Source organism: Chromohalobacter sarecensis (genome assembly GCF_023061135.1).
GTDB lineage: Bacteria > Pseudomonadota > Gammaproteobacteria > Pseudomonadales > Halomonadaceae > Chromohalobacter > Chromohalobacter sarecensis.
In genome coordinates this window covers 38,610-51,932 of the sequence record NZ_JAKGAN010000008.1, presented here as the reverse complement: position 1 = coordinate 51,932, position 13,323 = coordinate 38,610, and the positions used below count along the sequence as shown (strand labels likewise).

The window sequence follows — 13,323 nt, the reverse complement described above, 5'->3', positions numbered from 1 at the left end:
CTACCCATGGCCGTAGGCATAGCACTCGCAGCGCTTTTGCTTCTTTTCGTGCTGGGCACCCCTGTCGCCTTCGCACTGTTCCTGTCGACGTTCTTGTATTTCCTGTTCGGCGCCGACCAGCCCACCATGCTGCTCATTCAGCGCCTGGCTGGGGGGCTGGAGTCCATCTCGCTGCTGGCGATCCCGTTTTTCATCATGGCGGGGGTATTCATGAACTACTCCGGCATTACCGACCGCCTGTTGAAACTGGCCGAACTCATGACCCGACGCCTGCATGGCGGATTGGCACAGGCCAACGTGCTATTGAGTACCTTCATGGGCGGGCTTTCCGGCTCGAACATCGCCGACGCCGCCATGAACGCCAAGCTGCTCGTGCCCAGCATGACGGCAAGCGGCTACCCCAAGCCGTTTTCCACCGCCGTCACCGCCGCCTCCTCATTGGTGACCTCGACCATCCCACCGGGAATCGCGCTGATCGTATATGGCTACGTCAACAACGTCTCGATCGGTCGTTTGTTCCTGGCCGGTGTGGTGCCAGGAGTCCTGATGGCGGTCTGCATGATGTTGCTGGTATCGCGTCAGTGCCGTCGGCTAGGTTATCAACCGCCGCGCAAGGAGCGGGTCTCGCGGCGTGAATGGGTCAGCGTGACGCGCGCCGGCATCATCGCCCTGCTGCTACCGGTCGTGGTCATTGGCGGTATTCGTGTCGGCGTTTTCACACCGACCGAAGCCGGCGCCATGGCGGTACTGTATGCCTTGATCGTGGGAATGTTCGTCTACAAGGAAATGAACGTGGGCAGCGTCGCGGTGGCCACGCGGGAATCGCTGTTCGCCTCGGTCAACGTCCTGTTCATCATCGCCGTAGCGTCGGGATTCGCGCGCTTTTTAACCTGGGAGCACATCCCGCAAGATATCGCCATGTTGCTCTCATCCCAAGTGGGTAGCGCCGTGGCATTCTTGCTCCTCGCCAATGTCATCCTGCTGGTGCTCGGCATGTTCCTGGAAGGCAACGCCATTCTCATCGTGCTATCGCCCTTGCTGGCGCCCGTGGCAGCCCAGTTCGGCATCGACCCGGTACATTTCGGGATTATTTTCATCCTCAATGCGTCCATCGGCACGATCACGCCGCCCCTCGGCACGGTAATGTTTACCACCTGCAGTATCACTGGCGTCAGGGTGCCCGACTTCATCCGTGCCATCATGCCTTATTGGCTGCTACTGGTCGGCATACTGTTGATGGTGACCTTCGTGCCTGCCATATCGATGACACTGCCCAACTTGATTTTCTGAACACAGGCACTTTTCTTAACACCAGTCTTAACGCCGGGACAGTCAGCCTCACGCCTCCAACGCCGCCTTGGCCATGACCTCGGCGGCGGCCCCCCGCGCGGCGGTAAAGGTGCTGTCGTGAATCACCTTGATGGGAACGCGCTGCGTCCCGCGCAGCAAGTCATTCTGATGGGCTTCGAAGTAGGCCAGTGCCGGCTCGATCAGGCGCTCGCCTAGATGCATTAGCGATCCACCGAGCACCAACATGGCCGGGTTGAGCGTGTGATGCAGGTTGAGCATCAGGGTGCCCAAGGCTTCACCGGCACGCCGCAGGACAGCATTGACGTCGGGATCATCGCCCCGCGCCGCTATCGCCGCATCCAGGCTTTCGGCATCGTCGATGCCCAATGCGGCGCGAATCGCCCAACCACTGACCAAGGTTTCGGCACAGCCACGATTGCCACAGTGGCAATAAAGCCCCCCCGGCTGCACGATGGTGTGACCAATTTCGCCCACCAGGCCCTGCATGCCGCGAAGTACCAAGGGGTAATTGTCGCCGGTCACCAGACCGCTACCGATACCGCTGGCAGCGCTGATATAAACAATAGACTCGGGGGGAATGCCGTCGTGGAAATAGAACTCGCCAAAGGCCGCAGCGTTGGCTTCGTTATCCAGAAGCCAGATACCATCGAACTCCGGCAGATACGGACGAAGCACCTCGAGAAAGGCGACATCGATCCACCCCAGATTGGGCGCCAGCCGCAAAATGGGATGCTCGGGCGACACCGGCCCCGGTACCGTCACGCCCAACCCCAGGCAATGGCGGTCGGCAATCAGCGGATCGTGCCGCATGGCACGTATCAATTCGGCCAAATGTGCCGCCGTCTCGTCGGGTTTGGTAGGCGCTTGGCTGACATAACGCTGCAGAAGTACCTCGCCGCCCAGAGTGCACGCCACGATACGTAGCCCCCTCACGCCGATATCCGCCCCCAACAGCACATGATGGGTGTCATCGAGATACAGCGCCCGCCCTGGGCGCCCACCACCACGCGGCTGCAGCTCACCTTCACGCAGCCAGCCACGCTTTAGAAGCGCTTGCACCACACTCCCTACTGTCGCCTTGGTCAGTTGAGTTCGCGACGCGATATCGGCACGTGTCGCACCGGGATAGCGGCGCACGGTCGCCAGGATCGAACTGCGATTGAGCTTCTTGAGAAAGTTAAGATCACCGGCGGCTTGAGGGGCAAAGGGACTAACCATGGCAATACAAGGTGCCTCGCTGATAATTGGGTAGGAACAGGCAATATACCAAATTATTTTCCACCACTGCCGTTATCGGCAAAAACGGTTTTCGCGACGCTTGATCCGCACTGTTCCTACGCCTTCCTGACCATTACTTATCCGCGGCATATTGCAGGTAATACTTAATGACTCACGGTCCTGAGTGTCTTCAATCATGAAGCACAAAAGGTTACGCTTGGCGCGCCGAACACCGAAGCAAAACTGCTGTCCATTACCAACAAATGACGCTTTTATAACCACCCCAATGATGCCCGCGGTACTTTCTTGATGTCCGTATTCCCCCGCACTGTTTATCAACGACTCAATTGGCTTTCCTGGTTCTTGTTCGCGAATGTGCCCTTGGCGTGCCTATTGGCCACTCGCTTCTTTGTCTGGATGCCCATCGAAGGGCCCGCTTCCGCAGCCTACATCACGCTTACCTATATCGGCCAATACGCGCTATTGACTTGGCTTATCGGTCTGCCCTTGGTTCTTCTGGGACTGATACTCAAACAACGATGGCTAATGATTGCCGCTATTGTCATTGCAACGTTAGGACAATTTTTATTAGTCATCGATATCGCAGTTTTCTCTCTTTACCGCTTTCATCTGTCAGGGTTCGTGCTGAACACGATCATCAAGGCAGGCGCGCATACGTTCGATTTTTCCTGGCTGGAATGGACGCTCGCCAGCGGGGCGCTGATTGTCATGTTGGCGGTACAAGGCACCATCGCCTGGCTGCTGACGCGCTTTCGCCCGCGGGCACGCTGGCTAGGCGTCGGGTTCGCCGTTCTGTTTGCCGCTCAGCTCGGTGCGCATGGTTGGCACGCCTGGGCCGATGCCAACTACAACACGCGCATTACCACCTTGACGCGTTACGTTCCGCTTTATTATGCGACGACCGCCAAACGCTTTTTCAAGGATCAGGGCTGGGTCGATGCCAGCGCCAATCGGGATGCTCAATCCGTTGCCAGGCTGGGGCGTGCCGAAGGCTCGGGCAGGCTCGATTACCCCACCCAGCCCTTGAACTGCAAAACGCCCGCCGAGCGGCCCAACATCCTGGTGATCGCCGTCGACGCGCTGCGTGCCGATATGCTCGATCCACGTTGGATGCCGAATACCATGCGCTTCGCCAATCGCGAGGCCAAAACATTCACCCAGCATTACAGCGGGGGCAATTCAAGCAAGGCCGGCGGCTTCAGTCTCTTTTACGGTCTACCATCGACCTACTGGGATGCCTACGAAAGCAGCCAAACAGCCCCCATATGGATACGCCGCCTCCAGAACCTGGATTATCAGACCGAAATCCTCTCGGCAGCGACGCTGATCAGCCCTGCTTTCGACCGCACCGCCTTTGCCAGCATCGCGGATATTCGCCTCAACCCACCCGGCGACGAGGCATGGCAGCGGGATCGACTCATTACTAACGACTGGCTCGATTTTCTGCAAAAGCGCGATCGACAAGGATCACCTTTCTTCGGTTTTCTCTTCTACAAGTCGGTACATGGCTACGACGTGCCGCCCGATTTTCCGCGTATCAAGCCTTATTGGCAAACGATCAACCGCCTAGCTCTGGATGATGATTTCGATCCGGCGCCCTTCTTCAACCGCTACAAGACCTCGGTGCAATATGTCGACCAATTGATGGGCCGTGTATTGAAAGATCTCAAACAGCGCGGAGTTCTGGAGGACACCATCGTCATGATCACCTCGGACCACGGGGAAGAATTCAATGACAACAGCAAGGGCTACTGGGGTCATGGCAGCAATTACAGCGATGCGCAACTTCAAGTGCCCATGGTCGTCCATTGGCCGGACAAGCGCGCGGAACGAATCTCCTATCGCACCTCCCATGCCGATATCCCTGCGTCATTCATGCAGGCGTTGGGCTGCCAAGCCACCCCACCCAAGACCTATGCCATGGGCAATGGCCTGTTATCCCAGCGCAAGCGTGACTGGATGATCGCCGGTAGCTACATGAACTACGCTATGGTCACCGACGACCACCTCGTGGTAACTCATCCCACAGGGCGCTTCGAGACCATGACAACAGAACTCGAGCCGGCGCCGAACTATCAACCTCCCGCCGCCATGCTCAACGAAGCGCTTCAAGCCATGTCACGCTTTTATCGCTGAAAACCATAGCGAACTCTGCAACAAACGTCTTCGCCACATGGGCACCATGTGGCGTCTCCCCACCAGCAGCACTCCGCAACGTCCATCTATGACCATGGTCGCATGGAAATCATCCCTCCGCTGAACGATCATTCACTTAGTTAAATCTGTTAACTAAGCGCGTCATTCCAGCGATTACCTGCTTCCAATGCAATAGAGGGCCTGCATGAGTTCCGCAATTTACCCCAGTCTCAAGGACAAGACGGTCGTCATCACCGGTGGCGGTTCCGGCATCGGCGCCGGCTTGGTCGAGGCCTTCGTCAATCAGGGCGCGAACGTCCATTTCCTGGATGTCGCCGAGGCGCTCGCGAACGAGCTGGTCGAGAAATGCAGTGGTGCGCCGCATTTCCACTACTGCGACCTGACCCAGCCCGACCAGCTCCGCGCCACGTTGAGCGCCATCGGTGACGTCGACGTGCTGATCAATAACGCCGCCAACGACGACCGCCATAAGCTCGAGGACGTCACGCCCGAATACTGGGAAGACCGCATGAACGTCAACCTGCGACACCTGGTGCTCGCCGCTCGTGAGGTGGCGCCCGCCATGCGTCGCCAAGGCCACGGGTCGATCATCAACCTGGGGTCGATCAGTTGGCACCTGGGGCAGTCCGACATACTGCTCTACGAAACCGCCAAGGCCGGTATCGAAGGCCTGACCCGGGCCCTGGCGAGCGATCTGGGCGGCGACGGCATCCGCGTCAACTGCATCATCCCCGGCAACGTCAAGACGCCACGCCAATCGCGTTGGTACAGCCCCGAGGACGAGGCGCAGATCGTCGAAGAGCAAAAGCTCAAGGTACGCATTCACCCTCATCACGTGGCTGCCATGGCGCTGTTTCTGGCTTCGGATGACGCGTCTGCTTGTACCGCTCACAACTACTGGGTCGATGCCGGCTGGCTGTAAGTCCTAGCCACTGGCGCCCGTCACCAACAACAACGGAGCACATCATGCCAACATACAGCGATTCGCAACGTTCCCTGATCGTTTTTCTCACTTGCTGTGTCGCCGCTATCGGCGGCTTCCTGTTCGGCTTCGACAGCGGGGTCATCAACGGCACCGTCGATGGCCTGCAATCCTCGTTCAATTCCGACAGCGTCGGCACCGGTTTCAATGTCGCTTCCATGCTGCTGGGTTGTGCGGTGGGTGCATTCTTTGCCGGTGGCCTGGCCGATAAGTACGGGCGTCGCACCCTGCTGCTCGTCGCCGCCGTCTTCTTCATCATCAGCGCCTGGGGGTCGGGTGTCGCCGGTGGGTCGATGGAATTCGTCATCTACCGGATTCTGGGTGGTCTGGCCGTGGGCGCCGCGAGTGTCATGGCACCGGCTTACATCAGCGAAATCGCCCCTGCACACCTGCGTGGCCGTCTCGCTACCATCCAGCAGATCGCCATCATCGGCGGGCTGTTCTTCTCGTTTCTGAACAATTACCTGCTTGCCAATACCGCAGGTTCCTCCACCTCTGAGCTGTGGTTCGGCTTTACCGCCTGGCGCTGGATGTTCTGGATGGAATTGATCCCCGCGACGATCTTCCTGGTCGCGCTGCTGTTCATTCCGGAAAGCCCGCGCTACCTGGTCAGTGCCCGTCGCGATGAGCGTGCCGAACGCGTCCTGCACATGATCTACAACGATAGCGACGCTAAAGAGCGCCTGGCTCAGATCCGCAATTCTCTATCTGAGCAGCGCAAGCCGCGCTTCAGCGACTTGATCAATCCCAAGACCGGCAAGGTCATCAACCTGGTCTGGGTGGGGATCGGACTGGCCGTCTTCCAGCAATTGGTGGGGATCAACGTCGTCTTCTACTACGGTGCCGTCCTTTGGCAAGCCGTGGGCTTCTCCGAAGGCGATGCCTTGCTGATCAACGTCATCAGTGGCGCGGTGAGTATCGCGGCCTGCTTCGGCGCCATCGTCTTGATCGACCGCATTGGGCGTAAGCCGCTGCTGTGGGGCGGCTCCGTGGGCATGGCTATCACACTCGCCATTCTCGTCTATGCCTTCTCCACCGCCGAGATGGTCGACGGCAGCCTGAACCTTTCCCCAGGCAATGGCGTGCTCGCGCTGATCGCCGCCAACGCTTATGTGTTCTTCTTCAACAGCTCCTGGGGCCCGGTCATGTGGGTCATGCTCGGCGAGATGTTCCCCAACCAGGTACGTGGTTCAGGGCTTGCGATCGCGGGTCTGTTCCAATGGGTCAGCAACTTCGCCATTACCATGACCTTCCCGATCATGCTCGCCTCCATCGGCCTGACCGGCGCTTATAGCTTCTACGCCATTTGTGCGGTCATCTCGATCTTCTTCGTCGTCAAGTTCATCCGCGAAACGAAGGGTCGTGAGCTCGAGGACATGGCTTACGCATAATGGTAGCCATCCGGTGTCGGAGAAAACTCTGGCACCGGTTTTTCGTTTTTGGCGCCATTTAGCTCCAAGGAGAAATCATGATGCCGACACTCATAGCCCCAAAGGCAACACCGCACGTCGTTTATCCGGCACACAATATCTTGGGTGAAGGGCCGTTATGGGACGAGGCGGAACAAGCGCTTTACTGGGTGGATATCAAAGGCCATCGCCTGCAGCGTTTCGACGCTGCGGGCGTTCATCATTGGCAATTCGACGAGGAAATCACCAGTGTGCATCGTCACGCCGAAGGTGGATTCATCGTCACGCTGCGACACGCCATCGCCCGCCTGTACCTGCCTGAAGGTAAGCTCGAAAAGTGGCTGACGCCCGAGCCCGAGCTTCCCGGCAACCGCTTCAACGATGCCGTCGTCGATACCAGCGGCAATCTCTGGTGCGGCACCATGGACGACGCCGAGGGCCACACCAGCGGTTCGCTCTATCGCGTGCGTCCCGACGGCGACTGCCAACGCCAAGACAGTGGTTACGTCGTCACCAACGGCCCGGTGCTCTCGCCTCAGGGCGACTGGCTCTACCACACTGACACGCTGGAACGCCTCATCTATCGGTTCGCCGTGGATGAACATGGCAATCTCTCGAATCGTGAGCCCTTCATCCGCATTCATCAGGATCAGGGCTGCCCCGATGGCATGACCACCGACCGCGACGGCAACCTCTGGGTCTGCCAATTCGGCGGGTGGCGTATCAGCATATTCGACAGCCAAGGCCAACTGCGCGAAGAAATCCCCATGCCCGTCGCCAACATCACCAGTTGCACCTTCGGTGGGCCCGAGCTTTCCACTCTTTACATCACCACCGCACGCAAGGGACTCGACGACGACGCTCTGGCCGGACAACCCGATGCCGGTGCACTATTCGCCATCGATACTCAGGCAAAAGGCTTGCCTGCACCGACCTTCGCCTCTCAAAAGTAGGCTACCGCTTGCCATTCCTAGATCGAACATGATCCTCAGGGAGGTTTTTCATGTCATCAAGCTCACAAACAATTGCTACTCAAAGCGAGACACAAACTTCTGATAACAGCATAAGTTTACTCGAAAAAATCGGTTATGGGTCAGGCGACTTAGCCAGCAATTTTATCTGGCAAGCAATGAGTATTTTCATTGTTTATTATTACACCGACGTCATTGGTATTGCCGCAGGCGTAATCGGTTCAATCATGCTTTTTTCACGAGCATTCGATGGTTTCTCCGATATTGCCATGGGCTATATAATAGACAAAACAACATCCAGACATGGTAAGGCAAGGCCTTGGCTTTTGTGGCTTGCCGTTCCTTTCGCGATATCGGCGATTCTCTTATTTGCCGTGCCTGATGTGGACCCTTTTTGGCAAATCGTTTACATAGCCATCACCTACAATGTTGCCTGCCTTATTTATACAGGCCTCAATGTGCCTTACGGCACACTCAACTCCCTAATTTCACAAGATCAATACCAACGCTCTCTCTTGAACGTCTTCCGCATGAGCCTGGCACTCATTGGCGTTTTAATTGTCAGCAACCTGACATTACCTCTGGCTGACGCCTTTGGTGGAGAACAACCGGGCTGGATCTTAACTTTCTTTATATTTGGCTCCATTGGCACAGTACTTTTTATATTCTGCTTCAAGACCACACGAGAACGCATACAGTCCACTAACGCAAACCCAGAAAGTCAGAAGCGTGAAACCGTACCTCTTAAAGAAAGTTTGCTTACCCTCTCGAAAAACAAGTACTGGGCTTTGGCAACACTCTTTATCCTAATGACCTATGTTTTCAACGGCCTAAATTCTGGGGCCGTAGTTTATTATTCAGAATATATTTTAGACAATACTTGGCTAGTAGGAATCGTAACCACTGCTTATATTGCTTTTATCCTAGCCGGCATGATTTTCGTCCCACCCATAACCAAACGCTTTGGTAAGAGAAATGCCATAATCGTCGGGGAAGCAATTACGATAGTAGGTTATCTGATCATGCTAATCGACCTTAGCAGCGTAGCGCTCATTATCGCCGGTACTGTCATAAGGGGGATCGGCAAAGCGCCAATCAATGGAAGCATGTTCGCACTTCTCGGTGATACCATCGAATATGGTGAATGGAAAACGGGCATCAGAAATGAGGGCATGGTCTATAGCGGTGGTAGTATGGGCATCAAAATCGGTAGCGGTCTCGGTACCGCGCTAATCGGCTGGGTATTATCATGGGGCGGTTACGTAGGCGGTGGTGGAGAGCAATCCGAATCGGCTCTCCTGGCAATTCATTACCTTTTCATCTACATCCCTCTGGGCATAAGCGTTCTAATGATCTTATTGATGCTTTTTTACAATCTTGACAAAGAGTATCCAAAAATTATCCAAGCATTAAAAGAGCGCAACGCGTGATTCTATCATCATCACCCCAGACGCTTTATTAGCCAGGAGATTTACCATGGAGAACATAACGAACCCAATACTACCTGGATTCAACCCCGACCCCTCAATACTTAGAGTGGGGGACAATTACTATATTGCCACCTCGACATTCGAATGGTTTCCTGGAGTGCAAATACATCACTCTCGCGACCTTGTTAACTGGCAGTTACTGCCTGCCGCCCTAACGCGCAAAGCCCAGATCGACATGGTAGGCAATATCGATTCAGGAGGTGTATGGGCTCCCTGTCTAAGCTATGATGATGGCGTCTTTTACCTCATCTATACTGATGTCAAGAGTCGCAAAGGTGCTTTCAAAGACGCACACAACTACCTTGTAACAGCAACCGACATCGAAGGGCCATGGTCTGACCCTCTATACTTGAATAGTAGCGGGTTTGATCCGTCACTTTTTCACGACAGCGATGGCACTAAATGGCTACTCAATATGATATGGGACTTCCGCAAAGGAAAAGCCTCTTTTGCAGGAATAGCTCTGCAAGAGTATAGTCCCGAACGACGCCAGCTGGTGGGTAAGGTATACAATATATTCAAGGGAACCGATTTAGGTATCACCGAGGCACCTCATATTTACAAGCGCAACGGATATTATTATCTCATGACGGCGGAAGGTGGTACTTGGTATACGCATGCCGTGACCATGGCCAGAGCCTCTTCGTTAACTGGCCCTTATGAAGTCGACCCCACGAACCCAATACTAACTTCCGATCAGCTAGATCAGCAGAAACTACAAAAATCTGGACACGGTAGCCTCGTGGAAACTCAAGATGGCCAATGGTATATGGCTCATCTATGTGCACGTCCTATTATCGATAAGAAATGCATCTTGGGACGCGAAACGGCGCTGCAAAAATGCTATTGGACTGACGATGGCTGGTTGCGCGTTGAAGGTGGTCCTTTTCCACAAGCTCAAGTCGACTCACCCAAAATACCCATAAGCCCAGTCCACCATGAGAATGACTATGATGACTTCTCAGGAACAGACCTTAAACGCTATTGGAACTCTTTACGACAACCTTTCAGCGAAACATGGATATCGCTAAGTGATCGTCCCGGCCATTTGCGCCTCAAGGGGCGAGAGTCGATGCAATCCACGCATCATCAAAGCCTTCTTGCCAGGCGGCTAACCACTCTACACCTTGTAGTGGAAACAGCGGTAGATTTCGAACCGGATACCTTTCAACAAATGTCAGGCTTGATTCTATATTATGATACCGCCGACTACGTCTATCTTCGTATATCGCATGATGAAAGACTCGGAAAATGTATCGGCATCATTGAATCAACACACGGCCAATACAATGAACCTCTAGAAAGCGACATTCACATTCCTGGCGGCCTAACCTACCTAAGGGCCGAGATAGAGAATAGTCATGTGCAGTTTTTTGTATCCACCCATGACACGGCATGGACAAAGGTTGGTACTTCTTTGGATATAAGTCATTTATCGGACGATGATGCCGATTACATTCGCTTTACGGGCGCTTTTGTCGGCATTTGTGCACAAGACCTCAGTGGGCAAGCAAAAGCAGCGGATTTCGCCTATTTTAACTATCAACCGGCGCAGTAAATAATCGGCGTAGGAACTAATAATGGATACCTAAACGGCCCCGTTGCCTTGGCAGCGGGGCCGTCGTTTATCTATCAGCCCACGTTCAGGCGGTCGGCAGCGCCTTGGGCGAGGCACTGTCGTCCGTGTCGTCGTCTTCCTGGTAGGCCGCGTTGCTGACCTTGAAGCGCCCCACCAGCACATGCATGTCGTTGGCTCGTTCATCCAGCGACAGGCTAGCCGAGGAGGCTTCCTGCACCAACGAAGCGTTTTGCTGGGTCACCTGGTCGAGCTGGGCAATCGCCTGATTGATCTGGTCGATCCCCGTCGACTGCTCTTGCGTGGCCTCGGCGATCTCGGAGACGAACTGCGACACCTTGTCGACACTCTCGACGATCTCGCGTAGATGTCCACCGGTTTCCTCGACCAGCTCAGCGCCCTCGCCCACCTTGGTCACGCTGTCCTTGACCAGGTGACGAATCTGCTCGGCCTCGTCGGCACTGCGGCTGGCAAGACGACGCACTTCGTCGGCGACGACGGCGAAACCACGGCCATGCTCGCCGGCACGGGCCGCTTCCACCGAGGCGTTCAAGGCCAGCAGATTGGTCTGGAAGGCAATGGAGTCGATCGCCTCGACGATCGTGGAGATCTTGGCACTGGACTCACGAATCTCCTGCATCGCGTTATGTGTCCGGTCCCCCACGTCGCCAGCTTCACGCGCGCGCTGCCCGACACCATGACTCATGTCCCGCGCCTGGTGAGCATAGTCGGCAGTTTGCTTCACGGTCGCCGTAATTTCCTCGAGACTCGCCGCCGTCTCAGCCAGCGACGAAGACTGCTCGTCGGTGCGTTGCGCCAGATCCTGGTTGCCCGAGGCGATCTGACGGCTGCTGGAGGCCACCGACTCGGCCCCGTCACGAATCCGCGCAATCAGCCGCTCGAAGGTCACCATCATCTGGTTGAAGGCCTGTGCGGTATGCCCGATTTCATCGCCGTGGCGCACTTTCAAGCGCATCGACAAGTCACCGGTTTGCCCCGCCGCCCCGCTGATGCTTTCCATCTGGCGACGCATTTCACCGATAGGCTTGAGCACCCGGGTCATCACGCGCCAGCCAACCGCCGCCAGAATCACGATTACGATCAGCAATACCACCAGTTGCAATACGCGCCCGGCCTGCGCCGTCGCGGCGGCTTTTTCGGCGGCCTCATCGGCGCGCTCGGCGGCATAGGCTTCGACGCGCTCCAGGCTCTCGCCCATACCGTCCATTGCCTCGGAAACGCCAGCCAAAGCCTCTTGAGAGCGCTCGCGCAAGCCAAGCTGACGATCGCGCAATGCATAAACGCCGTTGTCGCCCGTGAGCATCAATTCATTCAGCTCGGTCACCACGTCTTCTAACTGACCGGCACTTTGCTGCTGTGCCGAAGTCGCTCCTACCGCGCCCTCGATACTCGCCAACGCCTGGTGGATCCGCGAAATCTGCTGAGCGATCTGGTTATAGCGCAGATCGACCAACGCATCGTGGCTATCGACCTGCATCAGTTGACGTCCCTGATCCGCCAATTGGGCGACCAGCATCTGCACGTCGCTGCTGAGCCCCGCGATGTTGGCACGTTGCTCCGTCAGCGTATCGAGCATCGACATCGGCACCATCGAGAGCCCATCGTCCTGCATCGTCTGGATGCGCCGTATCAAGGCACGCTGCTGACGCACATCCTCGAGAGTCGCACGGCCCGCCATCGATTCGGCGTCGGTCAATACTTCGGCGATCTTTTCCTGCATTTCGGCGATACGCGCGTGCATCGAGACGGTCAATGCAACGTCCTCACGCCGCACCTCTTCCAGCGCGGTATCGGCCTGGCGCAAGTCGGCGTAATCGCTATCCAGTGTCTCGAACAACGCCTGGTTATCATCGCCGGTCAATGCCGCAAGACGTTCACGCCCCGCCGTGAAGGCTTCATCGGCCTCGGCCTGATCGGCGACCTCATCGAAGGCAGCCTCGCTGTTGGCGGCGAGCAGATCCGACTGACGCTGACGGTAACGCGTCAACGCATCGCTCATAGCGCGACTCGCCGCCTGCTGGGGCAATATCTCATCGGTGAAGAGATGCTGTGCCTCGATCAACCGCTGGTTGGACAAGAACCCTGCCGCCGCGGGAATTAACGCGCCGAGCACCGCCGCCACGAATAACCCGATCAACATCGCCCGTAGGCTCAAACTCTTTTTCAT

Annotated in this window: 9 protein-coding genes; 7 read left to right on the top strand and 2 right to left on the bottom strand. The window is 56.2% G+C overall.

Going from position 1 to position 13,323, the window contains the following annotated elements; translation table 11 throughout:
* Positions 1–6 precede the first annotated feature (6 nt).
* Positions 7–1,290: a TRAP transporter large permease gene (locus L1071_RS12900; protein WP_246975505.1), complete on the top strand. Its 1,284-nt coding sequence runs from the start codon at positions 7–9 to the stop codon at positions 1,288–1,290.
* A gap of 48 nt (positions 1,291–1,338) precedes the next feature.
* On the opposite strand, the gene L1071_RS12895 is transcribed toward L1071_RS12900, so the two are convergent.
* Positions 1,339–2,529: an ROK family transcriptional regulator gene (locus L1071_RS12895; RefSeq protein ID WP_246975503.1), complete on the bottom strand. Its 1,191-nt coding sequence runs from the start codon at positions 2,527–2,529 to the stop codon at positions 1,339–1,341.
* Positions 2,530–2,838: 309 nt separating this feature from the next.
* Here L1071_RS12895 and L1071_RS12890 point away from each other — a divergent pair, with 309 nt between their 5' ends.
* The 6 genes from L1071_RS12890 to L1071_RS12865 all read left to right on the top strand — a co-directional run bounded on the left by L1071_RS12890 (position 2,839) and on the right by L1071_RS12865 (position 11,117).
* Entirely contained in the window at positions 2,839–4,686 is a 1,848-nt protein-coding gene (locus tag L1071_RS12890) for a DUF3413 domain-containing protein (protein ID WP_246975501.1), read from the top strand.
* Between the two features lie 205 nt (positions 4,687–4,891).
* On the top strand, positions 4,892–5,629 hold the full coding sequence (gene xylB, locus L1071_RS12885; protein WP_246975499.1) for a D-xylose 1-dehydrogenase: 738 nt from the start codon (positions 4,892–4,894) through the stop codon (positions 5,627–5,629).
* A gap of 44 nt (positions 5,630–5,673) precedes the next feature.
* Complete coding sequence (locus L1071_RS12880; protein ID WP_246975497.1) at positions 5,674–7,080, top strand: sugar porter family MFS transporter; 1,407 nt, start codon at positions 5,674–5,676, stop codon at positions 7,078–7,080.
* 77 nt (positions 7,081–7,157) lie between these two features.
* Positions 7,158–8,051, top strand: coding sequence for an SMP-30/gluconolactonase/LRE family protein (locus L1071_RS12875; protein ID WP_246975495.1), 894 nt, complete (start codon positions 7,158–7,160; stop codon positions 8,049–8,051).
* 50 nt (positions 8,052–8,101) lie between these two features.
* Entirely contained in the window at positions 8,102–9,499 is a 1,398-nt protein-coding gene (locus L1071_RS12870) for an MFS transporter (RefSeq protein ID WP_246975493.1), read from the top strand.
* A gap of 46 nt (positions 9,500–9,545) precedes the next feature.
* The gene (locus L1071_RS12865; protein ID WP_246975491.1) at positions 9,546–11,117 is read left to right on the top strand and encodes a glycoside hydrolase family 43 protein; all 1,572 of its coding nucleotides are present in this window, start codon (positions 9,546–9,548) and stop codon (positions 11,115–11,117) included.
* Between the two features lie 85 nt (positions 11,118–11,202).
* Here L1071_RS12865 and L1071_RS12860 read toward each other — a convergent pair whose 3' ends face one another.
* Positions 11,203–13,323, bottom strand: a complete 2,121-nt coding sequence (locus L1071_RS12860) for a methyl-accepting chemotaxis protein (RefSeq protein ID WP_246975489.1) — start codon at positions 13,321–13,323, stop codon at positions 11,203–11,205.

Bases quoted from the DNA above. Each gene is read 5' to 3' on its own strand.
- L1071_RS12900 (WP_246975505.1), top strand. From the start codon at position 7: ATGGCCGTAGGCATAGCACTCGCAGCGCTTTTGCTTCTTTTCGTGCTG.
- L1071_RS12895 (WP_246975503.1), bottom strand. From the start codon at position 2,529: ATGGTTAGTCCCTTTGCCCCTCAAGCCGCCGGTGATCTTAACTTTCTC.
- L1071_RS12890 (WP_246975501.1), top strand. From the start codon at position 2,839: ATGTCCGTATTCCCCCGCACTGTTTATCAACGACTCAATTGGCTTTCC.
- xylB (WP_246975499.1), top strand. From the start codon at position 4,892: ATGAGTTCCGCAATTTACCCCAGTCTCAAGGACAAGACGGTCGTCATC.
- L1071_RS12880 (WP_246975497.1), top strand. From the start codon at position 5,674: ATGCCAACATACAGCGATTCGCAACGTTCCCTGATCGTTTTTCTCACT.
- L1071_RS12875 (WP_246975495.1), top strand. From the start codon at position 7,158: ATGATGCCGACACTCATAGCCCCAAAGGCAACACCGCACGTCGTTTAT.
- L1071_RS12870 (WP_246975493.1), top strand. From the start codon at position 8,102: ATGTCATCAAGCTCACAAACAATTGCTACTCAAAGCGAGACACAAACT.
- L1071_RS12865 (WP_246975491.1), top strand. From the start codon at position 9,546: ATGGAGAACATAACGAACCCAATACTACCTGGATTCAACCCCGACCCC.
- L1071_RS12860 (WP_246975489.1), bottom strand. From the start codon at position 13,323: ATGAAAAAGAGTTTGAGCCTACGGGCGATGTTGATCGGGTTATTCGTG.